General features: G+C 66.6%; 22 protein-coding genes. 12 read left to right on the forward strand and 10 right to left on the reverse strand.

Going from position 1 to position 24331, the window contains the following annotated elements; translation table 11 throughout:
- The first annotated feature begins 116 nt into the window (after positions 1–116).
- From fdhA to fmdA, 7 genes are all read left to right on the forward strand, one after another.
- Positions 117–1310, forward strand: a complete 1194-nt coding sequence (gene fdhA, locus ACODRW_RS18395) for a formaldehyde dehydrogenase, glutathione-independent (RefSeq protein ID WP_107799489.1) — start codon at positions 117–119, stop codon at positions 1308–1310.
- Positions 1294–1953, forward strand: coding sequence for a hypothetical protein (locus ACODRW_RS18400; RefSeq protein ID WP_488906394.1), 660 nt, complete (start codon positions 1294–1296; stop codon positions 1951–1953). The genes fdhA and ACODRW_RS18400 overlap by 17 nt, the downstream gene beginning before the upstream one ends.
- A 38-nt stretch (positions 1954–1991) precedes the next feature.
- Positions 1992–2477: a formate dehydrogenase subunit gamma gene (locus tag ACODRW_RS18405; RefSeq protein ID WP_488906395.1), complete on the forward strand. Its 486-nt coding sequence runs from the start codon at positions 1992–1994 to the stop codon at positions 2475–2477.
- A complete protein-coding gene (locus ACODRW_RS18410) occupies positions 2471–4039 on the forward strand; it encodes a formate dehydrogenase beta subunit (RefSeq protein ID WP_235089126.1) in 1569 nt (522 codons plus the stop codon). Before ACODRW_RS18405 ends, ACODRW_RS18410 begins: the two co-directional genes overlap by 7 nt.
- On the forward strand, positions 4036–6909 hold the full coding sequence (gene fdhF / locus ACODRW_RS18415; RefSeq protein WP_488906396.1) for a formate dehydrogenase subunit alpha: 2874 nt from the start codon (positions 4036–4038) through the stop codon (positions 6907–6909). Before ACODRW_RS18410 ends, fdhF begins: the two co-directional genes overlap by 4 nt.
- Positions 6906–7142 carry a formate dehydrogenase subunit delta gene (locus tag ACODRW_RS18420; RefSeq protein ID WP_227103754.1) on the forward strand — a complete coding sequence of 79 codons (237 nt, stop codon included), beginning with the start codon at positions 6906–6908 and terminating at the stop codon, positions 7140–7142. The genes fdhF and ACODRW_RS18420 overlap by 4 nt, the downstream gene beginning before the upstream one ends.
- Positions 7143–7477: 335 nt before the next feature.
- On the forward strand, positions 7478–8698 hold the full coding sequence (gene fmdA / locus ACODRW_RS18425) for a formamidase (protein ID WP_488906397.1): 1221 nt from the start codon (positions 7478–7480) through the stop codon (positions 8696–8698).
- Between the two features lie 114 nt (positions 8699–8812).
- Here fmdA and ACODRW_RS18430 read toward each other — a convergent pair whose 3' ends face one another.
- Positions 8813–9739 carry a LysR substrate-binding domain-containing protein gene (locus ACODRW_RS18430; protein ID WP_107799482.1) on the reverse strand — a complete coding sequence of 309 codons (927 nt, stop codon included), beginning with the start codon at positions 9737–9739 and terminating at the stop codon, positions 8813–8815.
- Positions 9740–9848: 109 nt separating this feature from the next.
- On the opposite strand from ACODRW_RS18430, the gene ACODRW_RS18435 reads away from it, so the two are divergent.
- A complete protein-coding gene (locus ACODRW_RS18435) occupies positions 9849–10457 on the forward strand; it encodes an FMN-dependent NADH-azoreductase (protein WP_227103750.1) in 609 nt (202 codons plus the stop codon).
- Between the two features lie 128 nt (positions 10458–10585).
- Here the strand turns inward: ACODRW_RS18435 and ACODRW_RS18440 are convergent, their stop codons facing one another.
- The 5 genes from ACODRW_RS18440 to ACODRW_RS18460 form a co-directional block, all read right to left on the reverse strand.
- Entirely contained in the window at positions 10586–11203 is a 618-nt protein-coding gene (locus ACODRW_RS18440) for a hypothetical protein (RefSeq protein ID WP_233246681.1), read from the reverse strand.
- A gap of 72 nt (positions 11204–11275) precedes the next feature.
- Entirely contained in the window at positions 11276–12064 is a 789-nt protein-coding gene (locus ACODRW_RS18445) for a substrate-binding periplasmic protein (protein ID WP_107799480.1), read from the reverse strand.
- A 70-nt stretch (positions 12065–12134) separates the two neighbouring features.
- Positions 12135–12920, reverse strand: a complete 786-nt coding sequence (locus tag ACODRW_RS18450; protein ID WP_227103747.1) for a substrate-binding periplasmic protein — start codon at positions 12918–12920, stop codon at positions 12135–12137.
- An 80-nt stretch (positions 12921–13000) separates the two neighbouring features.
- Positions 13001–14488 carry an aldehyde dehydrogenase gene (locus ACODRW_RS18455; RefSeq protein ID WP_235089121.1) on the reverse strand — a complete coding sequence of 496 codons (1488 nt, stop codon included), beginning with the start codon at positions 14486–14488 and terminating at the stop codon, positions 13001–13003.
- Positions 14489–14818: 330 nt separating this feature from the next.
- Positions 14819–15364 carry a cupin domain-containing protein gene (locus ACODRW_RS18460; RefSeq protein ID WP_048412316.1) on the reverse strand — a complete coding sequence of 182 codons (546 nt, stop codon included), beginning with the start codon at positions 15362–15364 and terminating at the stop codon, positions 14819–14821.
- 212 nt (positions 15365–15576) lie between these two features.
- Between ACODRW_RS18460 and ald the strand changes: the two genes are divergently transcribed.
- The 4 genes from ald (at position 15577) to ACODRW_RS18480 (ending at position 20394) form a co-directional block, all read left to right on the forward strand.
- Positions 15577–16701, forward strand: coding sequence for an alanine dehydrogenase (gene ald, locus ACODRW_RS18465; protein ID WP_107799477.1), 1125 nt, complete (start codon positions 15577–15579; stop codon positions 16699–16701).
- Positions 16702–16720: 19 nt separating this feature from the next.
- Positions 16721–17515, forward strand: coding sequence for a gamma-glutamyl-gamma-aminobutyrate hydrolase family protein (locus tag ACODRW_RS18470; protein WP_107799476.1), 795 nt, complete (start codon positions 16721–16723; stop codon positions 17513–17515).
- Positions 17516–17538: 23 nt separating this feature from the next.
- Positions 17539–18873 (forward strand): glutamine synthetase family protein, encoded by a 1335-nt coding sequence (locus ACODRW_RS18475; RefSeq protein WP_107799475.1) that lies wholly within the window; start codon positions 17539–17541, stop codon positions 18871–18873.
- Between the two features lie 138 nt (positions 18874–19011).
- A complete protein-coding gene (locus ACODRW_RS18480; RefSeq protein WP_235089119.1) occupies positions 19012–20394 on the forward strand; it encodes an aspartate aminotransferase family protein in 1383 nt (460 codons plus the stop codon).
- Between the two features lie 154 nt (positions 20395–20548).
- On the opposite strand, the gene tssE is transcribed toward ACODRW_RS18480, so the two are convergent.
- The 4 genes from tssE to tssF are packed head-to-tail and all read right to left on the reverse strand — an operon-like array spanning position 20549 to position 24289.
- Entirely contained in the window at positions 20549–20959 is a 411-nt protein-coding gene (tssE, locus tag ACODRW_RS18485; protein WP_107799473.1) for a type VI secretion system baseplate subunit TssE, read from the reverse strand.
- Between the two features lie 2 nt (positions 20960–20961).
- Positions 20962–21492 carry a type VI secretion system lipoprotein TssJ gene (gene tssJ, locus ACODRW_RS18490; RefSeq protein ID WP_107799472.1) on the reverse strand — a complete coding sequence of 177 codons (531 nt, stop codon included), beginning with the start codon at positions 21490–21492 and terminating at the stop codon, positions 20962–20964.
- A complete protein-coding gene (tssG, locus tag ACODRW_RS18495) occupies positions 21489–22517 on the reverse strand; it encodes a type VI secretion system baseplate subunit TssG (RefSeq protein ID WP_253315236.1) in 1029 nt (342 codons plus the stop codon). The genes tssJ and tssG overlap by 4 nt, the downstream gene beginning before the upstream one ends.
- A complete protein-coding gene (tssF, locus tag ACODRW_RS18500; RefSeq protein ID WP_488906398.1) occupies positions 22514–24289 on the reverse strand; it encodes a type VI secretion system baseplate subunit TssF in 1776 nt (591 codons plus the stop codon). The genes tssG and tssF overlap by 4 nt, the downstream gene beginning before the upstream one ends.
- Between the last annotated feature and the right edge of the window lie 42 nt (positions 24290–24331).

The raw sequence follows: 24331 nt of genomic DNA on the forward strand, positions 1-24331 counted from the left end.
CGTGGCGCGTTTGATCGCAAAGGGGTCGCTTTGACTCAAGGCCGGCGTCGCTTTCTTTCCTAGCATCGGGAGCAGATGTCGCCGGTATCCGCCGGCGCGGCAGCGAGGAGACGATGATGACAGGCAATCGCGGAGTGGTGTACCTGGCGCCGGGCCAGGTGGAAGTGCGCTCCATACCCTTTCCGGAACTGGCGTCCCCGGCCGGGCGCAAGCTCGGCCACGGCGTCATTCTCAAGGTGCTGAGCACCAATATCTGCGGCTCGGACCAGCATATGGTGCGCGGCCGCACCACGGCGCCGGCCGGTCTGGTGCTGGGGCATGAAATCACCGGCGAGGTGATAGAGACGGGCGGCGATGTGGAAACGCTGCGCATCGGCGATCTGGTGTCGGTGCCGTTCAATGTGGCGTGCGGACGCTGCCGCTGCTGCAAGGAGCAGGATACCGGCGTGTGCCTGTCGGTGAACCCGGCGCGGGCCGGCGGCGCTTACGGCTACGTCGACATGGGCGGCTGGGTGGGCGGTCAGGCGGAATACGTGATGGTGCCTTACGCCGACTTCAACCTGCTGAAATTTCCGGACCGGGATCAGGCGCTGGCCAAGATCCGAGACCTGACCTGCTTGTCCGACATTCTGCCCACCGGCTATCACGGCGCGGTGTCGGCCGGCGTGGGGCCGGGCAGCACGGTCTACGTGGCCGGCGCGGGCCCGGTGGGCTTGGCGGCGGCGGCTTCCGCGCGCCTGCTGGGCGCGGCGGTGGTCATCGTCGGCGACGTCAATCCGGCGCGGCTGGCCCATGCCCGCGCCGTCGGCTTTGAAACCGCGGATCTGTCGCAGGACGCGACGCTGGGCGAGCAGATCGCCGCCATCCTGGGCGTTCCGGAGGTGGATTGCGCGATCGACGCCGTCGGTTTCGAGGCGCGCGGCCACGGCCACGCCGCCTCGCGGCAGGAGGCGCCGGCCACCGTGCTCAACGCCTTGATGGAAGTGACGCGCGAGGCCGGGCGCATTGGCATTCCCGGGCTCTACGTGACCGACGACCCCGGCGCGGTGGACGAGGCGGCCAAGCAGGGCAGCCTGTCGGTGCGCTTTGGCCTGGGCTGGGCCAAGTCGCACAGCTTCTTCACCGGCCAGACTCCGGTGATGAAGTACAACCGCGCGCTGATGCAGGCGATTCTGTGGGACCGCATCCCCATCGCCGAAGTGGTGGGCGTGGAGATCATCAGCCTGGACAACGCGCCCAGGGGCTACGCCGAGTTCGACGGCGGCGCGCCGAAGAAATTCGTCATCGATCCGCATGGGCAGTTGCGCTAGCCTGCTCTGTTGGCTGGGCATGGGCGGCCTGGTCCTGGACGCGCAGGCTTGGGATGTGTCCGCGACCAGCCCGCTGCCCGGCGGCATCGCGCCGGGGCAGCGCATGGTGGAGCCCAGGTCGAGCCTGGGTTCCGGGCTGCCGTCAACGTCCTTGACGAGCGACGTCTCTCCGCTGGAGGACGAAGCCGCGCTGCTCTCCAGCGCCTGCCGGAACCGCCACTTGAACCCCGAGGCGGTTCGGGCGCATGCTAAATCCCGGCTCAGCGACATCAGCGCCAGCGAGTTGAGCGCTTACCGCCTCGAAGGCATCGTGCCGCAGGGGCCGAACCGGCGCGGGCCCTGGAGCAGCTTCGACTGGGTGTTCACCCGGCCCGACGGCGTGTTGCTGGTGTTGAGCGAATGGGATTTCGTCGCCGACGGCGGCGGCGTGCTGGCGCTGCGGGAAGACATGAATATGAGCGTGCGGGGCCATCCGGCCCGCTTTCAGCTCAGGAGCACGCCCTCCGGCAAGCCGGTGTCCGAGCTGAGCTGGGCCAGCCGGCAAAAGCTTTACAGCCTCAAAGTATGGGACGAGGTCGGCCCCGATGCGCGGCAAACCTATAATTCGGCTTGGCTGCTGCGTTTGGCCGAGCAGATCAGGTAAGCGAAGCGGGGGCCTGTTTGCACTCATTGGGAATCGCCATGTCCTTGACCGCGGAACAACAGGCGCGCATCGCCGCGCTGGTATCGGATCATCAAGCGCAGCCGGGCGGTTTGCTGCCCTTGTTGCACGCCGTGCAGGACGAATTGGGCCATGTGCCGGACGCCGCGACGCCGGACATCGCCCGCGCCTTCCGCCTGAGCCGCGCCGAAGTGCGCGGCGTGCTCAGCTTCTACCACGATTTCCGCAGCGAGCCGCCGGCGCGCCACCAACTGCGGCTATGCCGGGCGGAGGCCTGTCAGAGCATGGGTTCGGAGGCGCTGGCGCAAAGGCTGCGGGCGCGCACCGGCCTGGACGACGCCGGCCGCAGCGCCGACGGCGGCCTGGAACTGCGGCCGGTGTACTGTCTGGGCGCCTGCGCCTGCGCGCCGGCCTTGCTGCTGGACGGCGAATTGCACGCGCGGATCGACGCCGCCGCGTTGGACGCCTTGCTGGCCGGCTGTCTGGAGGAGGGCGGCGCATGCTGACCTTCCATCTACCCTGTGATTCCGCGGCGCGGGCGCTGGGCGCGGACCGGACCGCGCGGGCGCTGGCCGAGGCGGCGGCGCGACGCGGCCTGGAAGTGGACATCCGGCGCAATAGTTCGCGCGGCCTGTACTGGCTGGAGCCCTTGCTGGAAATGGACACGCCGCAAGGCCGCGTCGGCTTCGGGCCCTTGACGGCGGCGCAGGCGGACAGCGTGCTGAGCGCCGTGCTGGAGGCGGACGGCCAGCATCCGCTGGCGCTGGGCTTGCTGGAGCGCCTGCCCTATCTGGCCGGCCAGCAGCGGCTGTTGTTCGCGCGCGCCGGGCTGACCCGTCCCTTGTCGCTGGACGATTATCTGGACCACGGCGGCTATCGCGGCCTGGCCCACGCGCTGGAACTGGGCGGCGAGGGCACGCTGGACTGCGTGCTGGAATCCGGCCTGCGCGGCCGCGGCGGCGCGGCCTTTCCCGCCGGTATCAAATGGCGCACGGTGCGCGAGGCGGCGGCGGACGGCAAATACGTGGTGTGCAACGCCGACGAGGGCGATTCCGGCAGCTTCGCCGACCGCATGCTGATGGAGGGCGACCCCTTTTTGTTGATCGAGGGCATGACTATCGCGGCGCTGGCGGTGGGGGCGACCCGCGGCTACCTCTATGTCCGCTCCGAATACGCCGCGGCGGCGGAGACGCTGCGGCGGGCGTTGGAGATCGCCCGCCGACGCGGCTATTTGGGGCCCGATCTGCAAGGCAGCGGCCGCGAGCTGGAACTGGAGCTGCGCCTGGGCGCGGGCGCGTATATCTGCGGCGAAGAAACGGCCATGCTGGAATCGCTGGAGGGCCGGCGCGGCGAAGTCCGGGCCAAGCCGCCGCTGCCCGCGCTCAGCGGCCTGTTCGGCCGTCCCACCCTGGTGCACAACGTGTTGACCCTGGCCTCGGTGCCCACCATCCTGGCCCGCGGCGCGCCGTACTACCGCGATTTCGGGGTGGGCCGCTCGCGCGGCACCATGGCGTTCCAGCTGGCCGGCAATGTGCGGCGCGGCGGCCTGGTGGAGCGCGGCTTCGGCCTGAGCCTGCGCGAGTTGATCGAGGACTACGGCGGCGGCTGCGCCAGCGGCCGGCCGGTCAAGGCGGCGCAGGTGGGCGGGCCGCTGGGCGCCTGGCTGAGCCCGGCGCAGTTCGACACCGCGCTGGACTACGAGGCTTTCGCCGCCGTCGGCGCCATGCTCGGCCACGGCGGCGTGGTGGTGTGCGACGACAGCGTCGACATGGCGCGGATGGCGCGTTTCGCCATGCGGTTTTGCGCCGAGGAGTCTTGCGGCAAGTGCACGCCCTGTCGCATCGGCTCCACCCGCGGCGTGGAGGTGATGGACCGGCTGCTGGCGGCCGGCGACGCCGCGGAGCGGCGCCGGCATTGGACTCTGTTGCGGGATTTGTGCGAGACCATGCGGCACGGTTCGCTGTGCGCGCTGGGCGGTTTGACGCCCTTGCCGGTGCTGAGCGCGGCGCGGGGTTTCCCCGCGGATTTCGGCCTGGACCCGGCCATCGTCGAGGAGGACGCGCCATGAGCTGCCAGTTTGACCCCAAGCCGGTCCCGACGGCGGACCTGGGCACGCCGGCGCGCGAGGGCGCGCCGGTGAGCCTGAGCATAGACGGCGTCGAGATCACCGTGCCGGCCGGCACCTCGGTGCTGCGCGCCGCCGCGCTGCAGGGCGCGCGCCTGCCCAGGCTGTGCGCCACCGACAGCCTGGAGCCGTTCGGCTCCTGTCGCATGTGCCTGGTGGAAATAGACGGCCAGCGCGGCTATCCGGCCGCCTGCACCACGCTGGTGAGCGCGGGCATGGCGGTGCGCACGCAGAGCGAGGCCTTGGCCAGGCTGCGGCGCGGCGTGATGGAACTCTATGTGTCCGACCACCCGCTGGATTGCCTGGGCTGCGCCGCCAACGGCGATTGCGAACTGCAGACCGTGGCCGGCCAGGTGGGACTGCGCGAAGTGCGCTACGGTCTGGCCGGGGCCAATCATCTGGCCGATGCCAAGGATGAGTCCAATCCTTATTTCGATTACGACCCGGCCAAGTGCATTGTCTGCAACCGCTGCGTGCGCGCCTGCGAGGAAACCCAGGGGACTTTCGCGCTGAGCATCGTCGGCCGCGGTTTCGATTCCCGCGTCCGCGCCGCCGGCGGCGCGGACTTCCTCGGCTCGGAATGCGTGTCCTGCGGCGCCTGCGTGCAAGCCTGTCCCACCGCCACGCTGGTGGAGAAAAGCGTGGTCGCGCAGGGGCAGCCGGAGCGCAGCGTGGCGACCACCTGCGCTTATTGCGGCGTGGGCTGCGGTTTCCGCGCCGAACTCAAGGGCGAGCGCGTGGTGAGGATGACGCCGGACCGGGACGGCCGCGCCAATCACGGCCATTCCTGCGTCAAGGGCCGCTTCGCCTGGGGCTACGCCACCCATCCGGACCGCATCGTCAAACCCATGCTGCGCGCCGGCATCCACGAGCCCTGGCGGGAGGTGAGCTGGGAACAGGCGCTGGAGCATGTGGCCGGCGAGTTCCGCCGCCTGCAGACGCGCTACGGCCGCGACGCCGTCGGCGGCATCAGCTCCAGCCGCTGCACCAATGAGGAAACCTATCTGGTGCAGAAGCTGGTGCGCGCCGCCTTCGGCAACAACAATATCGACACCTGCGCCCGCGTCTGCCACTCGCCCACCGGCTACGGCCTCAAGCAGACTCTGGGCGAATCCGCCGGCACCCAGGATTTCGATTCGGTGCTGAGCGCCGACGTGATCCTGGTGATAGGCGCCAACCCCAGCGACGCCCACCCGGTGTTCGGCTCGCTGCTGCGGCGACGGCTGCGCGAGGGCGCGCGGCTGATCGTCATCGACCCGCGCCGCATCGATCTGGCCGATTCGCCGCACGCGGCGCCGGCGCTGCATCTGGCCTTGCGGCCCGGCAGCAATGTGGCCGTGCTCAACGCGCTGGCCCATGTGCTGGTGAGCGAAAACCTGCTGGATCAAGACTTCATCGCCCAGCGCTGCGAGACCGAGGCCTTCCTGCTCTGGCGCGACTTCGCGGCAGAAGCGGACAATGCGCCGGAGCGCGTCGCCGAGGCCAGCGGGGTGCCGGCGGCGCTGATCCGCGAGGCGGCGCGGCTGTACGCGGGCGGCGGCAACGCCGCCATTTACTACGGCCTGGGCGTCACCGAACACAGCCAGGGCAGCACCGCGGTGATGGCCATCGCCAATCTGGCCATGGCCACCGGCAATCTTGGCCGCGCCGGCGTCGGCGTCAACCCGCTGCGCGGCCAGAACAATGTGCAGGGCTCCTGCGACATGGGCTCTTTCCCGCACGAACTGCCCGGCTACCGCCATGTGTCCGACGACGCGGTGCGCGCGCGCTTCGAGGCGGACTGGGGCGTGGACTTGCAGCCGGAGCCGGGGCTGCGGATTCCCAATATGCTGGACGCGGCGCTGGACGGCGGTTTCAAGGGCCTGTACTGCCAGGGCGAGGACATCGCGCAGAGCGACCCCAATACCCAGCACGTGGCCGCCGCGCTGACGGCGATGGAGTGCGTGGTGGTGCAGGACCTGTTTTTGAACGAAACCGCCAAATACGCCCATGTGTTCCTGCCCGGCAGCTCCTTCCTGGAAAAGGACGGCACCTTCACCAATGCCGAGCGGCGCATCTCGCGGGTGCGCCGGGCGATGCGTCCGCTGGCCGGCATGGCGGACTGGGAGGTGACCGCGGCGCTGGCGGCGGCGCTGGGTTATCCGATGGCTTATGCGCACCCGTCGGAAATCATGGACGAGATCGCGCGGCTGACGCCCAGCTTCGCCGGGGTCAGCTACGCCAAGCTGGACCGGCTGGGCAGCCTGCAATGGCCGTGCAACGAGGCGGCGCCCGAGGGCACGCCGGTGATGCACGTCGACCGTTTCTCCCGCGGCCTGGGGCGCTTCGTCGTCACCCGCTACGTGGCGACTTCGGAGCGGGCGGGCAAGCGCTTCCCGCTGTTGCTGACCACCGGGCGGATTCTCAGTCAGTACAATGTCGGCGCGCAGACCCGGCGCACCGAAAACCGGCTCTGGCACGCCGAGGACAGGCTGGAAATCCATCCGGCCGACGCCGAGGCGAGGGGCGTCGTCGATGGCGATTGGGTGGCGGTGCACAGCCGCGCCGGCGACACCGCCCTGCGCGCCAAGGTGACCGAACGGGTGGCGCCGGGCGTGGTGTACACCACCTTCCATCACCCGGAGTCCGGCGCCAATGTGGTGACCACCGACAACTCGGATTGGGCCACCAACTGTCCGGAGTACAAGGTCACCGCGGTGGAGGTGAGGAAGACCGCGCGGCCGTCGGAGTGGCAGCGCCGTTTCCATGGCTTCGGCGACGAGCAGCAAAGACTGCTGGCCGCCGGGCGGCGGACGGGGAGCCAGACGGAATGAGGCCGGAGCCGCTGGTGAAGATGGTCAACGAGATCGCGCGCTTCTTCGAGGACGCGCAGGGGGAGGACGCGGCGGCCGAGGTCGCCCAGCATCTGCGGCGTTTCTGGACGCCGGCGATGCGCGCAGGCCTGCTGACGCATTGGCGGAGCGCCGGCGCGGCAAGCGGGCTGGTCCCGCTGGCGGCGCGGGCCTTGGGCTGCTTGGAGCAGATGTCCGACAAGGCCGCTGGCTAAGAGTCTGTTTACGATCTGCTGCGCTTGGCGAGACGTCTCACGGTGGGTACCGCTTCGAAACGCTCATGTGCCACGAGCGTATTCCGCTTTTTCGCTCGTTTTCCCCTGGTCTCGCTTTTGCCCGCGAGACTTGGAACAGGCGCTAAGAGCTTGTTCAAGATGGCCGGCGCTGCCTGTCGGGCGGCGCCGGCGATACGCAAAAACACGCGGCGCAGGCCGCGGATCGCCGCGGCGTCAGCGCCGCCGGCGCGGGGACGGGCCACAGCCGGCGGCGGCCGGTTGCGGACTTTCGCAAGCGGGGCCCGCGTGGTCCCGACCGTGCCGGAGCAAGCGCCATGACGACTACCCTGATCAAGATCGATCTCGATCAATCCCCTTACGACAATCCGCAGATCCACAACCGCTGGCATCCTGACATTCCCATGGCCTGCTGGGTGCTGCCCGGCGACGACTTCGTGCTGGAGTGCTACGACTGGACCGGCGGCCAGGTGCGCAATGACGATTGCGCCGAGGACATCCGCGACCTGGATCTGAGCGCCGTGCATTTCCTGTCCGGCCCGGTGGGCGTGGCCGGCGCGCAGCCCGGCGACTTGCTGGTGGTGGATTTGCTGGACATCGGCGCCTTGCCGGAGCGGCAATGGGGCTTCAACGGCATTTTCTCGCGCAGCAACGGCGGCGGTTTTCTCAGCGAGCATTTTCCGCACGCGCAAAAGACGATATGGGATTTCCAGGGGCTTTACGCCCGCAGCCGTCATATTCCCGGCGTCCGTTTCGCCGGGCTGATCCATCCCGGCCTGATAGGCTGCCTGCCCAGCCGGCCGTTGCTGGAGGAGTGGAACCGGCGCGAGGCCGAATTGCTGCGCGACAATCCGCGCGCGGTGGCGCATCTGCCTTTCGCGCCCAGCGCGCATATGGGCCGCTTGGGCGGCGAGACGGCGCGGCGCGCGGCGGAGGAGGCGGCGCGCACGGTGCCGCCGCGCGAGCATGGCGGCAATTGCGACATCAAGGACTTGTCGCGCGGCGCCCGCGTGTTTCTGCCGGTCTATGTCGACGGCGCCGGCCTGTCGGTGGGCGATCTGCACTTCAGCCAGGGCGACGGGGAGATCACCTTTTGCGGCGCCATCGAGATGGCGGGTTGGGCGCATTTGAAGGTGGATCTGATCAAGGGCGGGGTGGCGGCCTACGGCATCCGCAATCCGGTGTTCCAGCCCAGCCCGCTGGCGCCGCGTCACGGCGATTACCTGATTTTCGAGGGCGTGTCGGTGGACGAGCGTGGCGGCCAACACTATCTGGATGTGCAAGTGGCTTATCGCCAGGCCTGCCTGAACGCCATCGACTACCTGGGCAAGTTCGGCTATTCGCGCGCCCAGGCCTACAGCATTCTCGGCTGCGCGCCGGTGCAGGGGCATATCAGCGGGGTGGTGGACGTGCCCAACGCCTGCGCCACGCTGTGGCTGCCGACGGACATCTTCGATTTCGACATCCGGCCGCAAGCCGGCGGACCCCGGCCGCAGCCGCTGGACGGCGTGCCAGTGCCCTTATCCTATGATCTGTAAGAGTCTGGCAATGTCTGCTGCGCTTCGGCGATACGGCGTTGAAAACATCCTCAAAATGCTTATGTGGCGCGCCTACCTTCCGCTTTTTCGCTAGTTTTCGCCTTGTCTCGTCCTTTAAGGCGCGACTTGATAGACCGGGTGGTCCGGCGGAATCAGCTCGGTGGCGAGGAAATCGATGAAGGCACGCACCGCCGGCAGCAGGCCGCGGCGGGTGGGGAAGGCGGCGTGCAGAATGCCCCAGGGAATGTCGTAGTCCGGCAGCAGCCGCACCAGCTGGCCGGCCTGCAGCGCCTCGTGGCAGACCAGTTCCGGCAGCGCGGCCACGCCCAGGCCGGCGATGGCGGCGTCGCGCAGCACGATCAGGTCGTCGGTCATTAGCCGGGGGCTGTCTATCTGCACGGTGTAGGCGTGGCCGGCCTGATCCAGCAAGGCCCATTGGCCGCGGCCGTCGGGCCGGCTCATGGTCAAGGCCGGCCAGCCGGCCATGTCGGCCGGATGCCTGGGGGCCGGGCGCTCGGCCAGCAAGGCCGGGCTGGCCACCAGGGAGGTCTGGGCGGTGGCCAGCCGGCGCACCACCAGATTGGCGCTGTCCTCGATCACATTGCGCACGCGGATGGCCACGTCCACCCCTTCTTCTATCAGGTCCACGCGTCGGTTGCTGGAATCCAGCTGCACCCGCAGCAGCGGGTGGCGGGCCATGAAGCGGGGCAGGGCCGGGGCCAGCAGGGTCTTGGACAGCAGTTCCGGACAGCTGACCTTGATCAGGCCGCGCGGCTCGGCGCTGCTGCGGGCGATGGCCTCGTCGGCGGCTTCGGCTTCCTCCAGCATCGCCTGACAGTGTTGGTAGTACTGCTGGCCGATCTCGGTCAGCGACAGGCGGCGGGTGGTTCTTTGCAGCAGGCGCACGCCCAGCCGCTGCTCCAGCTCCGCCACGCGGCGGGACAGCCGGGATTTGGGGATGCCCAGCACGCGGCCGGCGGCCATGAAGCCGCCGTGCTCAACCACTTTGGCGAAGTAGAGCAGATCGTTCAGGTCCTGCATGATTGTCTCGCTGATGGAACAATGTTTCCGATTTTTGCAGTCTAGTGCGGATTGGTTCGGAAAACTATCATGCAATCACTTTCTCTACCCAGACACGAAGGACCCGACCATGAAACTGTTGCATCTCGACTCCAGCATCCTCGCCGCCAACTCGGTTTCCCGCCAACTGACCGCCGTTGTCGCCGACACCCTGCGCCAGCGTCACGCCAATGTGGAAACCGCTTACCGCGATCTGGCCGGCCAGCCCATCGCCCACCTGTCCGGCGAAATCATCGGCGCCAATTTCACCGCCGAGGCGGACTGGACCGCCACCCAGCGCAGCGAAGCCGCGCTGAGCAATGAGCTGATCGAAGAATTCCTGGCCGCGGACGTGGTGGTGATCGGCGCGCCGATGTACAACTTCTCCATCCCGTCGCAATTGAAAGCCTGGGTGGACCGCGTGGCCGCCTCCGGCCGCACGTTCAAATACACCGAGAACGGCCCGGTGGGCCTGGCCGGCGGCAAGAAGGTGATCGTGGTGTCCTCGCGCGGCGGCGTTTACAGCACCGAGCAGGGCCAGCTGATGGACTTCCAGGAAGACTACCTGAAGACGGTGATGGGCTTCCTGGGCGTGAACGACGTGGCTTTTGTCCGCGCCGAAGCGGTGAATATGGGCGAAGACAAGCGCGCCACCGCCATCCACGCGGCCAAGGACGCCATCGCCAAACTGGCGCTGTAATTCTCCTGCCGCAAACGAAGACAGCCGGCCCTTGATGGGCCGGCTGTTTTGCGTCTGGCGCGAGCGGAGAATCTGCTCAATGCCTTTGTCGGGTTAGCCCGCCGACGCGCAGCAGATCGTAAACGTTCTCAGGGCAGCTTGCAGCTGTCCGACAGCTTGTCCAGCCCCTGCTGCTCGTGGCGGAAACTGGCCTTGGGCGGCGTGTGGCTGTAGTCGAGGGTGACGACGTAGAGGCTGTCGAAGTCGTTCTTGTCCCATTTGGGCACCTTGTCCGCCGAGCCCTTGTCGCCGTAATCCTGCATCAGGCTGACGGCGAGTTCGCGCAGCAGCTTGTGCTCCCAGGCGATGTAGACGGTTTTGCCGTGCTGCAGCGGATTGACCAGTTGCTGTTGCAGCGCGTCGATGGCTTCCATGTCGAAGTTGCTGTTCACCGGCAGGCCCAGGGAGATGGCGGTGGGCTCGATGGTGGCCAGCGGGCGGATGTAGTTGAAGGTGCCGGCGGGGTCCCGGGTCTGGCTGGCGGTGGAGGGCGCGAAGATCTGGTCGGCCCGCCCGTATTTTTTGGGCAGCAGCTTGGCCAGTTCCAAAGAGCGGTTGAAGCCCTTGCAATTGAGCTGGCCGTAGCCGCCCTCGGGTTTTTCGCCGTGGCGCAGCATGACCAGCGTCTGGGTCTGCGGCGCCGGGGCGGCGTGCAGCAGGGGGCTGGCCAGCATGGCCAGCAGCAGGCTGAGGCGGGAGAGTTTCATCGCGGGGTCCGTTGAGTCGAAACCCGCTCAGTGTCCCGCAGCGGACGGCGGCGGCGCAAGCTGGAACAAGGATCAGGGTTGCAGCTGCAATTGGGCCACGCTGTCCGCGCTCAGGTATTTGCCGAAGATCTTGCGCAGGGCGCCGTCCTTGAGCATTTGCTGCAGCTGGGCCTGCCATTGTTCCGCCTGCTGCGGGCTGAAGGCGCTGTGCGCCAGCATCAGGCCGCCGGCGATGCGTTCCGAGTTGGGGAACAGGTCCAGCACCGTCACCTGGCCGGACAGGGCCGGGGAGTTGAGCCAGCTGTCGTAGCTGAAAGGGTGGGCGAAGGCGGCGGTGACGATGCGTTGGGACAACATGGCGTAGAGGTCGCGTTCGTCGTTGGCCATCACCACCTTGCCGCGTTTGGCCAGTTGTTCGATGAAGGCGTCTTGTTCCGGGCTGTGGCGGTAGCCGCGGATCACGCCCCATTTGACCGCCGGTTCGGCCAGCAACTGCTCCAGGGTGCGCGCGCCGATCTGCTTGGACAGCAAGATCATGTTCTTGCTGTAGAAGTAGGGGTAGATCCAGGCGTATTTGCGGCGGTCAGCGGTGGGGATGGTGGAGGTGCCCAGATTCAATTGGCCGTGCTCCAGCATTTTCAGCACGCGGATGCGGGGATAAACGTCTTCCTGGACGATATTGCAGCCCAGCCGGCGCGCCAGCTCGTGCACCAGGTCCACATCGTAGCCGTGGCCGTTTTCATAGGCGCTGCCAATCAGGTAGTAACCCACTTTCAGGCCGTCGGCCGGGCAGGGCGAATCGCCCAGCGCCGCCGCCGATGCCAGCGCGCCGCCCAGCAGCGCCGCCCAGTGTGCTTTCATGCCGTTCTCCCGTACGCGTTCCGTTTAGCTATAGCCGGATTCGTCGGGTCTTGCCGCATGCGAGTGATTGTTATTCCAGCATGCCGCGCACGCTGTCTTCGCTCAGGTATTTGCGCAGAATGCGCTGCAGGCTGCCGTCCGCGCGCATCGCGTCCAGTTCCGTCCGCCAGCGGCGCATCTGGGGTTCGCTGAAGCTGCGGTGGGACAGCACCAGGCCGTTCTCCAGGCTGCTGTCGCGGAAGGGGTCCATGACCTTGACTTGCAGCCGGGCGCGCGGCTGGCCGTTGAGCCAGTGGTCGTAGACCTGGGGCTGGGAGAAGGCGGCGGAAATGGAGCCGCTGCGCAGCATGTCCAGCAGGTCTTCCTCGTTGGCGGCGCAGATCAGTTTGTCGCGCTTGGCCATCTGCTGCAGGAAATAGTCCTGCAAGGGGCTGTTGCGGTAGCCGATGACGGCGCCCCATTTCAGCTTGGGGTCGTTCAGCCATTGCTCAGGCGTTTTGCCTTGCACCGCCGGGCTGAGCAGGGTCATGTTGCGGTCGCGGGTATAGGGCAGCACCCAGGCGTAACGCAGTCGCTTTTGCAGCGGGATGGTGGAGGTGGCCAGATTGAGCTTGCCGTGTTGCACCAGCAGCAGCACGCGCAGGCGCGGGTATTCGCGTTCTTCGCGGATCTTGCAGCCCAGCCTGCGCGCCAGTTCGTGGACCAGGTCCACGTCGTAACCCTTGCCGCCTTCATAGGCGGTGGTCGTCGGGTAGTATCCGACCTTCAGTCCCTCCGCCGGACAGGCGGGCGCGGCGGCGCCGGCCTGCGCCGCGGCGGCGCAAAGGCAGAGGAGGGCGGTCAGGTGCTTGCTCATGGCGCTTCCTTTGCCGAGGGTGGACGAAAACAAGACAGGCTGCCGGAAGGGCAGCCTGTCGGCGGCGCTGTAAACGCGGTTTACAGCTTGATCAGCGTGCTCTTCAGCTCAGTGTATTTTTCCAGCGCGTGCAGCGACTTGTCGCGGCCGTTGCCGGATTGCTTGAAGCCGCCGAAGGGGAAGTTCATGTCCCCGCCTTCATCATAGCAATTCACCCACACCGTGCCGGCGCGCAGGCGGCGCGACACCTGGTGCGCGGTGCTGACGTTGGAGGTCCACACCGCGGCCGCCAGGCCGTATTCGGTGTCGTTGGCGATGCGGATGGCGTCTTCCACGTCGTCGAAGGTGATGACGGACAGCACCGGGCCGAAGATCTCCTCGCGGCAGATGGTCAGATCGGCGCTGGGGCAGTCAAACGCCGTCGGTTCGATGAACAGGCCGGTGTCGGCGTGGGCCGGTTTGCCGCCGAACAGCTTCTTGGCGCCCTCGCTGTCCCCCTTGCCGATATAGGACAGCACCTTGTCGTACTGGATGCGGTCCACGATGGCGCCCATATTGGTGGCCGGGTCCAAGGGGTCTTGCGGATAGTAGCGGGCCGCCGCCGCCTCCAGCTCCTGCAGGAAGCGCGCCTTGATGTCGCGGTGGACCAGCACGCGGGAGCCGGCGGTGCAGACTTCGCCCATATTGTAGAAGATGCCGCCGGCGGCGGCGCGCGCCGCCTGGGCGACGTCCGGGCAGTCCGGCAGGATGATGTTGGGCGATTTGCCGCCCAGCTCCAGCCAGACGCGCTTGAGGTTGGATTGCGCGGCGTAGCCGGCGATCAGCTTGCCCACGCCGGTGGAGCCGGTGAAGGCGACGCAGTCCACGTCCATGTGCAGCGCCAGCAATTTGCCCACGTCGCCGGCGCCGGGCAGCACCTGGAACACGCCGTCGGGGATGCCGGCCTGCTTGGCCAGCGCCGCCAGGCGGATGGCGGTGAGCGGGGATTTTTCCGAGGGCTTGATGATCACCGGGTTGCCGGCCGCCAGCGCCGGGCCAAACTTCCAGCTGGCCATCATGATGGGGTAGTTCCACGGCACGATGGCGGCCACCACGCCGATGGCTTCGCGGGTGACCAGGCCCACCACCTTGGGGTCCACCGGCGCCACTTCGCCGCCTATCTTGTCTATGGCTTCGGCGAACCATTCCACGCAATAGGCGCTGCCGGGCAGGTCCACGCTGAGGGTGTCGCTGATGGGCTTGCCCACGTCCAGGGTTTCCAGCAGGGCCAATTCATCGCCGTGCTCGTAGATCAGCGCGGCGAAGCGCTTGAGGATGCGGCCGCGCTCGCGCGGCGGCAGGCCGGACCAGGCGCCGGAGTCGAAGGCTTGGCGCGCGGCGCGCACCGCGCGCTCCACGTCGGCCTCGCCGCACCAGGCCACGTCGGCCAGCTTCTCGCCGTTGGCGGGGTTGTTGCAGGCAAAGCTTTTGCCGTCTTGCGCCGCGCAGTACTCGCCGGCGATGAAGGCGCGCCCTTCGATCTTCAGTTGAGCGGCGAATTGCTTCCATTCGGCATGCGTTCTAGCCATTTACTCTCTCCTTTGATGATCCTGCGCCGTCCGTTGGCGGCACCGGTATCGCTTGACGCGGGTTTAACTGCTTTGTCGTCTGTCGTGGGCTTGGAGCCGGCGGGGCGGGCAAAGCTCCCCGGCCTGGCCTTATGGCCTGCTGGTCGCCGGATGCGGTCTTGCCGGCGCTTCTTGTTCTTAATGGTTCTTAGAGCCTGTTCAAAGTCTCGCGAGCAAGGGCGAGACAAGGCGAAAACGAGCGAAAAAGCGGAATGTACACGTGGTACATGAGCATTTTGAGCTTGTTTTGAACGCCGTATCGCCGAAGCGCAGTAGACATTGAACAGGTTCTTAGAATGTGGGCGGCGAACTGGCGCTGACCACCTCGCAGGTTTCGGCGCCGACGTTGCGAAAGCGATGGGGCAGCCGGCTGTCGAAGTAATACGCGTCGCCCGGCCCCAGGATGCGGCTCTCGTTGTTCACCGTCACTTCTATACTTCCTTTGATGATGACGCCGCCTTCCTGGCCGTCGTGCGTCAACATGTCCGGCCCGGTGTCGGCGCCGGTTTCGTAGACTTCGCGCAGGATGGCGATGTCGCGCTTGTCGTGGGCGGTGCCCACCAGCAGCAGCCGGATCTGCTCATTGCCCAGATTGGGTAATTCGTGGGCCTGGTAGAACACGCGCGCCTGTTCCGGGTCGGAATCAAAGGTGAAAAAATCCGCCAGCGTCATCGGCAGCCCTTCCAGCACCTTTTTCAGCGAGCTGACCGATGGGCTGACCCGATTTTGTTCGATCAGCGAAATGGTGCCGTTGGTGACTCCGGCTCGTTTGGCCAGTTCCCGCTGCGACAGCCCGAAACGATCCCTGACCATGCGTAATCTCGCGCCAACGTCCATGGATTCCTGCTCCGTCAGTATGTTAATAATTTTAGACGCTTTATGATAATTATTTTGTACGGACTCTGCACTACTTGCTGCGACGCAAAATCGAATATCTTTGCATCGGTGGGGGTTTATAGTCAGAATCAGAAACAAGGGGCAAGCGTATTGTGAATTTTCTTAAACGCTTGCGCGGCACTTCCGCAACAAATCTAAGTGAGGAGAGCGACATGCTGATCGGTGTTCCCAAGGAGATCAAGAACCACGAGTATCGTGTTGGCCTAACCCCGTCTGGAGTCCGGGAGTTAGTCGCCAACGGTCACAAGGTTTTGGTCCAGACCCAGGCCGGCCTCGCCATCGGTTTCACCGATGAACAGTATATCCAGGCCGGCGCCTCCATTGCCTCCAGCGCCGAAGAAACCTTCGAACGCAGCGACATGATCGTCAAGGTGAAAGAGCCGCAGCCGGTGGAATGCCGGATGCTGCGCCGGGATCAGCTCCTGTTCACCTATCTGCATTTGGCGCCGGACCCGGAGCAGACCAAATTATTGCTGGAATCGGATGCCATCGCCATTGCTTACGAAACCGTCACCGACGAGCGCGGCGGCCTGCCGTTGCTGGCGCCGATGTCGGAAGTGGCCGGCCGCATGGCGATACAGGCCGGCGCGCACGCGCTGGAAAAGGCCCAGGGCGGCCGCGGCGTCTTGCTGGGCGGCGTGCCGGGCGTGGCCCCGGCGCGGGTGGTGGTGATAGGCGGCGGCGTGGTGGGGCTGAACGCCGCGCGCATGGCCATGGGCGCCGGCGCCGAGGTCACCATTCTGGACAAATCGCTGCCGCGCCTGAAGGAAATCGACATGGTGTTCGGCGGCCGCATCAAGACGCTGGTGTCCAACTCCGCCAATATCGAAGACAGCCTGCGCGAGGCGGACCTGGTGATCGGCGCGGTGCTGATTCCGGGCGCGGCGGCGCCCAAGCTGGTGACGCGGCCGATGCTGAAAATCATGAAGCCCGGCGCGGTGCTGGTGGATGTGGCGATAGACCAGGGCGGCTGCTTCGAGACCAGCCGGGCCACCACGCACCAAGACCCCATTTACGTGGTGGACGGCATCGTCCATTACTGCGTGGCCAATATGCCCGGCGGCGTGGCGCGCACCTCCACCCAGGCGCTGACCAACGCCACCTTGCCGTACACGCTGGAGCTGGCCAACAAGGGCTGGCGCCAGGCTTTGCTGGACAACGCCCATCTGCGCAACGGCCTCAACGTCTGCCGCGGCCGGCTCACTTACCAGGCGGTGGCCCAGGCGCTGGGCCACCCGTTCATCGACCCGATCGAAGCCATCAAGGCGGCTTCCTGATCCGTATCAAGGATTCGAAATGTTGCAAGCTATCATCGGCATACCCTGTGACATCAAGATGGTAGGCCCGCTGCCCTTCCACTCCGTGGGCGAGAAATACATCGCCGCCGCGGCCGGCGGCGCCGGCGGCGTGCCGGTGCTGCTGCCGGCGCTGGGCGACAAGACCGCGCTGAGAGACGTGCTGGAACTGGTGGACGGCGTGTTGCTGCCGGGCTCCCTGTCCAATGTCGAACCGCACCGCTACGGCGGCGCGCCCAGCCGGCCCGGCACCATGCACGACCCCATGCGCGACGCCACCACGCTGCCGCTGATCCAGCAAGTGCTGGAGCAGGGCATTCCCCTGCTGGGCATCTGCCGCGGCTTCCAGGAAATCAATGTGGCGATGGGCGGCGAACTGTACCAGCACGTGCAGGAAGAAGAAGGCAAGCGCGACCACCGCGAGCCGGACACGCCGGATCTGGACGCGATGTACGCCCTGTCCCACCCGGTGCGCTTCGCCGAGGACGGCCTGCTGCGGCAATGGACCGGCCAGGAGTCCGCCATGGTCAACTCCCTGCACCAGCAGGGCATCAAGCGGCTGTCCGATCGCCTGATCTGCGAGGCCGTCGCCGACGACGGCCTGGTGGAGGCCTACCGCGTGCGCGACGCCAAGGGCTTCGCCTTCGCCGCGCAATGGCATCCGGAATGGAAGTACTGGGACAACCCGCTGTCCATGGCCATCTTCAAAGCATTTGGCGACGCCTGCCGCCAACGCCGCGAACAGCGGCAACGCGGGCCGCAATTAACCGAGACCTTGTGTCACCACTCGGAATAACACACACAGAGGAAGAGAACATCATGACCCATCAGATCAATGAATGGCTGCGAGAGCACCGGATCACTGAAGTCGAGTGTATCGTCCCCGACATGACCGGCGTGGCGCGCGGCAAGATCGTGCCCAAGGACAAGTTCGTGTCCGACCCGGAAATGCGCCTGCCCGAAGTCGTGCTGATCCAGACTGTGACCGGGGACTACCCCGACGACAGCATGCTGGACCTGACCGACCCGGACATGGTGCTGGCGCCGGACCCGAACACCCTGCGCTTCGTGCCCTGGGCCGTGGATCCCACCGCTCAATTGATCTACGACTGTCTGCGCGCCGACGGCAGCCCGGTGGACGTGGCGCCGCGCAATGTGCTCAAGCGCGTGATCGGCCTGTTCGACGAGATGGGTCTGGAGCCGGTGCTGGCTCCGGAAATGGAATTCTACCTGCTGTCCCCCAATCCGGACCCGGATATCCCGCTGGCTGCGCCGGTGGGACGCACCGGCCGCGCCGAGTTCGGCCGCCGCTCTTACTCCATCGACGCGGTCAACGAGTTCGACCCGCTGTTCGAAGACATCTACGACTACTGCCATGCGCAGAATCTGGAAGTGGACACCCTGATTCACGAGGTGGGCACCGCGCAGATGGAAATCAACTTCCTGCACGGCAACCCGCTGGAACTGGCCGACCAGGTGTTCCTGTTCAAGCGCACCGTGCGCGAGGCGGCGTTCCGCCACAATATGTACGCCACCTTCATGGCCAAGCCGATGGAGAACGAGCCGGGCTCCGCCATGCACATGCACCAGAGCCTGGTGGACAAGAACACCGGCCGCAATGTGTTTACCAATGAGGACGGCAGCCCGTCCGACCTGTTCTTCCACTACATCGCCGGCCTGCAGAAATACGTGCCCAAGTCCATGCCGCTGTTCGCGCCCTACGTGAACTCATTCCGCCGTTTGTCGCGCTACACCGCGGCGCCGACCAACGTCGAATGGGGTTACGACAACCGCACCGTGGGCCTGCGCGTGCCGCATTCCTCGCCGGCGGCGCGCCGCATCGAAAACCGGGTGCCGGGCGTGGACGTCAATCCCTATATCGCCATGGCCGCGACGCTGGCCTGCGGTTACCTGGGCATCATCAACAAGCTGCAGCCCAGCGAGCCGCGCCAGACCGACGCCTACGAGCTGCCTTACCAGTTTCCCAACTCCTCGGAGGAGTCCTTGCAGCAGCTGGCGTCCTGCAAGGAAATGGCCGAGGTGCTGGGCGAGCGCTTCGTCAGCATGTACGTGGGCATGAAGGAGAAGGAGTTCTCCGAATACTTCCGCGTGATCAGCCCGTGGGAGCGCAAGTTCCTGCTGCTGCACGTGTGATTTAGCTATGACATTGGGCTGATTTGTCCGTTAGAATCAGCCCGGACAGCCAGGATAAGCACTGAAAATACGCCAATGGCGAAGGAGGGGCGGCAGAGAACATCTCCGCCCCGTTGGAGAATACTGGAAGGAAGTCCTATGCAGAATCAACAACGCACGACCGAACAATGGCGCCAACTGGATGCAGCGCATCATCTGCATCCGTTTACCGATACCCAATCGTTGAACCAGCAGGGCGCGCGGGTGATGACTCGCAGCGAGGGGATTTACCTGTGGGATTCCGAGGGCAATAAGATCATCGACGGCATGGCCGGCCTGTGGTGCGTCAATATCGGCTACGGCCGCAAGGAACTGTCCGACGTGGCCAAGAGCCAGATGGACGAACTGCCCTTCTACAACACCTTCTTCAAGACCACCCACCCGGCGGTGGTGGAACTGTCCCACCTGCTGGCGCAAGTGACGCCAGCCGGCTACGAACATGTGTTCTACACCAACTCCGGCTCCGAGGCGGTGGACACCATGATACGCATGGTGCGCCATTACTGGGACGTGCAGGGCAAGAAGGAGAAGAAAACCCTGATCGGCCGCTGGAACGGCTATCACGGCTCCACCATCGGCGGCTCCAGCCTGGGCGGCATGAAGTATATGCACGAGCAGGGCGACCTGCCGATTCCGGGCATGGCCCACGTTGAGCAGCCGTGGTGGTACAAATACGGCAAGGATCTGAGCCCGGACGAGTTCGGCGTGGTGGCCGCGCGCTGGGTGGAAGAGAAAATCCTGGAAATCGGCCCGGAAAAAGTGGCCGCCTTCGTGGGCGAACCCATCCAGGGCGCCGGCGGCGTGATCATCCCGCCGGCTACCTACTGGCCGGAAGTGGAACGCATCTGCCGCAAATACGATGTGCTGCTGGTGGCCGACGAGGTGATCTGCGGCTTTGGCCGCACCGGCGAGTGGTTCGGCTTCGAGCACTTCGGCTTCCGTCCGGACATCTTCACCACCGCCAAAGGCCTGTCCTCCGGCTATCTGCCCATCGGCGCGGTCTTCGTGGGCGAACGCGTGGCCCAGGGCCTGATCGCCGGCGGCGACTTCAACCACGGCTTTACCTACTCCGGCCACCCGGTGGCCAGCGCGGTGGCGCGCGTCAATATCGAGCTCCTGCGCGACGAAGGCATCATCGACCGTGTCAAGAACGAAACCGGTCCCTATATGCAGAAGCGCTGGCGCGAGACCTTCAGCCAGTTCGAGCACGTGGACGATGTGCGCGGCGTCGGCCTGATCCAGGCGTTCACCCTGGTCAAGGACAAGAGCAAGCGCGAGCTGTTCCCGGAGTTCGGCGACGTCGGCCTGATGTGCCGCGACATCTTCTTCAGCAACAACCTGATCATGCGCGCCTGCGGCGACCACATCGTGTCCGCGCCGCCGCTGGTGATCAGCAAGGCTGAAATCGATGAAATGCTGGGCGTGGCCGCGCGCTGCATGGAGACGTTCGAGCGCAAATTGAAGGACAGCGGTCTGGTCTGAACGGAATTCGCGCACGGGCCGGCATCAAGCCGGGGCGGTCAGCCCCGGCTTTTTTCTTGGGGCCAGGCCGCTGCGGCTTGCGGCCGCAGGGTGACGGGCGTTCCCGTGCGGCGCTCGCCGTGTCGCTGAGGCGCAGCGGGCTTTGAACGGGTTCTCAGTGCCGGTAGGTGCTTAGCCTGACGCCGCCCTCGGGCGTGAAGCTCGCATCCAGCAACAATTCGCCGTGCGGTTTCAAGCGGCAACGCAGCCGGTAGCGCAACACCATTTGCTCGTGGTCGCCGCGGAAATCGACCTCGACCGCGTCCAGCCTGGGTTCGTAGCGCAGCAGGGTCTGCTCGATGCTGCGCATCAGCTGATGGGCGCTGGCGGGCAAATGGCGATAAACGTGGCCCAGGTCCGGCAGGCCGTAATCGGGCAAATGCTTGAGCGAACCGGCGCGCGCGTTCAGGATGCGCCGAATGCTGTCCACCACGCTGCGGGAGAACTGCTGCTCCGGCGCAAGGCGATCCAGCGCTTGGCCGTCGGCAAACTGCCCGGTCAGCATTTCATACAGTGAAGCCCCCATGCTCAGCCTTCCGCCCGACGGCGTTCCAGCGCATAGCCGCGCAACTCCAATTGCAGCGGCTTGTCGTTGTCCAGCTCCTTCTTGTCCAGCAGCAGCCGCCATTGCCGTTCCGGGCCGGCTTGCCGGAACAGCGCGATCACGCCGACATAGGCCGCGTCCTGGCGGTAAGGCTCGCGCAGGCTGACCGCCGCGCCCGGCCGCAGCAGTACTTGGTGGCTGGCCAACAAGTCATCGGCGAGCACGGACTGATCCTGCTCCAGCAGCGTCGGGTAGGGCGCGGCCAGAAAGGCGGCCTTGTCCTTCAGCTGATACACCCTCACCACCACCGACAGCGGCCGCTGCCCGGCTTCGGTGTTCAGCTCCTCGCTCGCGATCAAATCCAGGTTCAGACGCTCGACGCGGGTGAGGAAGATCTTTTGAGCGGCGCTGACGGTGACGTTCTTGGTGCTTTGCCACAGGCCGCAGCCGCTCAGCGGCAGCGTCAGCCCCAGCCAGACCAGTCCGGCGCTCAGGGCGGGAAGGCGATGTTTCATCCGGGTTCTCCTGGCTGCCGGTCGCAGACGTCCGACAGCGGTTGATAATGACCGATGCGCAAGCGGCGCCAGCGCCGTCCCGCCTCACCGGCCAGGGCGGCGCCCAAGCCCAGCCTGGGCCGGGCGCGGGTGTCCAGGCGGCTGGCCGGCAACCAGTTGGCGGGCAGCTCCAGCCAGATTTCCGCCTCCAGCCGCCATCCCAGGTAAACGCGGGTCAGCGCCAGCACATCCCGGTGCAAGGGGCCGCCGGGCAACAGGGCGGGCACGCAGTCGGCCTGAGCCGGGCGGACGGTCACGGCGATCGCGTGATTGGCGGCGCGCAGCCGGCGGCCCAGGACGAATTCGCCGGCGCGCAGCGGCGGCCGGGCGGAAAGAGGGGGCGGCTCGTCCAGCGCCGCCCAGCGGGGCAGGAACTCCCGCACCCGGATGTCGGCCGCGGGCAAGGCGTGGCGGATCACGCTGGCCAGGCCGGAAGCCGGCCGGGTGCGTTGGCCCAGCAAGGCGAGCAAGCCCAGCATGCGCCCGGCGGGCAGCTGCCGGCGCTCAGCCGCCTCGCCCACGCCCATGCCGATCAGGCCCAGCAGGGCCTTGGACAGCGGGTCGCGCGCGCCGGGCCGGAAGGCCAGCGGGTAACGGTATTTGCCCCAGGCGCGATAGAGCAGGGCGGTGAGGCGATGGCTGAACAGATCCAGCATCGCCGCCAGCGCTTCGTGGCCCTCGCGGCGGGCGGCGATGTCGTCCAGAAAGTAATAGGGCAGCACGGCATCGACTCCGTAAAGCCCCATGAAGGCGGTGCGCAGCACCGGAGGGCGGCCGGTGTCGGGGTCGGCCGGTTCGGCGCGGACGATCTCGCCGGCGGGAAAGCCCAGAGACGGCGAGGGCAGCAGCCGCACCGGCTCGTCGGCCGGACTGTCGGCCGCGCCCAGGCGCCGGTCGCCGGGCAAGCGCTCCAGCACGCGGCAGAATTGAAAAAAGTTGTACGAGGGAGCGGATTGCAGCCAGGCGTAGAATTCGGCTTCTGTCATAGCGGAGGCGCCTCCGTCTTGCTGTCCGGCCAAGAAACCCGTTCGTTTTCCGGCAGGATGCGCAGTTCGAAGCGGGTGAACAGATTCATGTCGGCGTAGGCGGCGAAGAAACGGTGCATCAGATCCCCGAACAGGTGGAGGTCGCCCGGTCCGGCGAAGCAGGTCCGGTCCACCGCCAGCTCGATGCGGACCCCGCGTTCCATGCAGCCTTGCTTCACCCGGCTGACCAGTTGATGCCTGACCTCCAGCAGTCCGTTCAGCCGTTGGCGGTTCAATTCGTCCTCGGTCCAGTCGTACAGCGCCAGCGTGCCGCGCAGCACTTCCACGTCCAGCAGCGACAGAAAGTTGGGCGCCAGGTGCGAGAGCACCCGCCATTGATAACGGTCTTCCGCCGGCGGGTAGCAGGGAAGGGTGGGCGGGGTCAGATTGGCGATCCGGGTCAGCGGCGTGGACGGCGAGCGCTCCAGGATTTGCGCCTCGCGCAGCGCTTTGCGCGGCAGCATGCCGTTGGTGCCGGTGACGCGCAGCGACAGGATCTCTGCACGCATCGCCGCCGACGGCGAATCCCATAGATGGCCGCCCAGCACCAGCCAGGTTTCCGGCCTGCCGGCCGCGCCAAGCCGGGTTCGGGCATGGTAGAAGCGTTCCGGCGCCTCGTCGCGCAGCATGCCGCCCCGGTGCTGGAAGCTGGAGAACGGCAAGTAGGCGTGGCGGCCGCCGTTTTCGGTGTCCATGGAGACGACCTCGTCCACCGACCAGGCCTCGATCTCCGGCCCCTGGCTCGCCAGCGGCACCACCCGGTATTCATGGCTCAAGTGGTCGACATGCAGCGGCTCGGCTTCCAGCGGGAACAGATTGATCGCCGGCACGCAGTGCAAGCGCAGATTGTCGGCAGTGAACGGCATGTCCGCCGGATAGCGTTGCGTCAGGGTCAACTCCAGCGCAAAGCCGGTCGCGTCTCCGGGCAGCAGGGCGGCGTCCAGCCCGGCCAGATCGAGAAACTGGAACTTTTCGCGGAAGCAAAAGTACTCCAGCAGCAGCTGATAGCCGCCAAAGGCGTTGTCGGCCTTGGGCCAGAGCCGGTCCGCGTCGTCGAAGCCCGCCGGCTCGAAGCGCAAGGCCGGCGCTTCCCGGGGCGGATGCGGGGCCTGGCCCAAAGGCCGCAAGCGCGCGCGACCCAACTGCCGGGTCAGCGCGTGACGCAGCGCGAAGGCGATGGGCGGATCGGCGGCGAGGAACAAGCGCAGGCGGGACAGGTCCAGCGCCTCGCGCTTGGCCGCCGCGCCCAGCTCAAAGCGCAGCTCCAGCACCGAGCGTCCTTCGCCGTCCAGGCGCGCGCCGGCCTGGTTCAGCAGCAAGGGTTGAATCGTCGCCGGCTGGGTGGTGCGGTAGGCGCAGCGCACCCCGCTCGCGCCCAGCGGCGCGGTGCGCACGCTCAATCCGGCTTCCACCGGTTTGGCCTGTTGCAGCGCATGGGCGTCGGCGCGCAGCTCCAGCACGGTCAGCGACGGCACCATGCGCAGATAATGCGGCCACAGCATATTGACCAGGCCTTCGGTCAGTTCCGGGAAGTCGTCGTCCAATTTCTGGCGGATGCGGCCGGTGAGAAAGGCGAAGCCTTCGAACAGACGCTCCACATACGGATCGCGCTTGCCCACCCGGTCGATATTCAGCAGGGCGGCGCGGTCCGGGTGGGCGCGGGCGAACTCCTTGCCGGCTTCGCGCAGATAGCGCATTTCCGCTTCGTAATAGCGCAGGGTCAGGTCATCCATAGACGGCTTTCATCGGCGGGTGGGAAAAGCGCCGCTCGCGGC

Source organism: Chromobacterium sp. FG89 (assembly GCF_057808735.1).

Excerpts from the sequence above, each read along its gene's own strand:
- tssE (WP_107799473.1), bottom strand. The coding sequence starts at position 20,959 with ATGGGGGCTTCACTGTATGAAATGCTGACCGGGCAGTTTGCCGACGGC.
- ACODRW_RS18420 (WP_227103754.1), top strand. The coding sequence starts at position 6,906 with ATGAGGCCGGAGCCGCTGGTGAAGATGGTCAACGAGATCGCGCGCTTC.
- ACODRW_RS18450 (WP_227103747.1), bottom strand. The coding sequence starts at position 12,920 with ATGAGCAAGCACCTGACCGCCCTCCTCTGCCTTTGCGCCGCCGCGGCG.
- fmdA (WP_488906397.1), top strand. The coding sequence starts at position 7,478 with ATGACGACTACCCTGATCAAGATCGATCTCGATCAATCCCCTTACGAC.
- ACODRW_RS18440 (WP_233246681.1), bottom strand. The coding sequence starts at position 11,203 with ATGAAACTCTCCCGCCTCAGCCTGCTGCTGGCCATGCTGGCCAGCCCC.
- fdhF (WP_488906396.1), top strand. The coding sequence starts at position 4,036 with ATGAGCTGCCAGTTTGACCCCAAGCCGGTCCCGACGGCGGACCTGGGC.
- ACODRW_RS18470 (WP_107799476.1), top strand. The coding sequence starts at position 16,721 with ATGTTGCAAGCTATCATCGGCATACCCTGTGACATCAAGATGGTAGGC.
- ACODRW_RS18480 (WP_235089119.1), top strand. The coding sequence starts at position 19,012 with ATGCAGAATCAACAACGCACGACCGAACAATGGCGCCAACTGGATGCA.
- ACODRW_RS18455 (WP_235089121.1), bottom strand. The coding sequence starts at position 14,488 with ATGGCTAGAACGCATGCCGAATGGAAGCAATTCGCCGCTCAACTGAAG.
- tssF (WP_488906398.1), bottom strand. The coding sequence starts at position 24,289 with ATGGATGACCTGACCCTGCGCTATTACGAAGCGGAAATGCGCTATCTG.
- ACODRW_RS18445 (WP_107799480.1), bottom strand. The coding sequence starts at position 12,064 with ATGAAAGCACACTGGGCGGCGCTGCTGGGCGGCGCGCTGGCATCGGCG.
- ACODRW_RS18430 (WP_107799482.1), bottom strand. The coding sequence starts at position 9,739 with ATGCAGGACCTGAACGATCTGCTCTACTTCGCCAAAGTGGTTGAGCAC.
- tssJ (WP_107799472.1), bottom strand. The coding sequence starts at position 21,492 with ATGAAACATCGCCTTCCCGCCCTGAGCGCCGGACTGGTCTGGCTGGGG.
- ACODRW_RS18400 (WP_488906394.1), top strand. The coding sequence starts at position 1,294 with ATGGGCAGTTGCGCTAGCCTGCTCTGTTGGCTGGGCATGGGCGGCCTG.
- tssG (WP_253315236.1), bottom strand. The coding sequence starts at position 22,517 with ATGACAGAAGCCGAATTCTACGCCTGGCTGCAATCCGCTCCCTCGTAC.
- ACODRW_RS18435 (WP_227103750.1), top strand. The coding sequence starts at position 9,849 with ATGAAACTGTTGCATCTCGACTCCAGCATCCTCGCCGCCAACTCGGTT.
- ACODRW_RS18475 (WP_107799475.1), top strand. The coding sequence starts at position 17,539 with ATGACCCATCAGATCAATGAATGGCTGCGAGAGCACCGGATCACTGAA.
- fdhA (WP_107799489.1), top strand. The coding sequence starts at position 117 with ATGACAGGCAATCGCGGAGTGGTGTACCTGGCGCCGGGCCAGGTGGAA.
- ald (WP_107799477.1), top strand. The coding sequence starts at position 15,577 with ATGCTGATCGGTGTTCCCAAGGAGATCAAGAACCACGAGTATCGTGTT.
- ACODRW_RS18460 (WP_048412316.1), bottom strand. The coding sequence starts at position 15,364 with ATGGACGTTGGCGCGAGATTACGCATGGTCAGGGATCGTTTCGGGCTG.
- ACODRW_RS18410 (WP_235089126.1), top strand. The coding sequence starts at position 2,471 with ATGCTGACCTTCCATCTACCCTGTGATTCCGCGGCGCGGGCGCTGGGC.
- ACODRW_RS18405 (WP_488906395.1), top strand. The coding sequence starts at position 1,992 with ATGTCCTTGACCGCGGAACAACAGGCGCGCATCGCCGCGCTGGTATCG.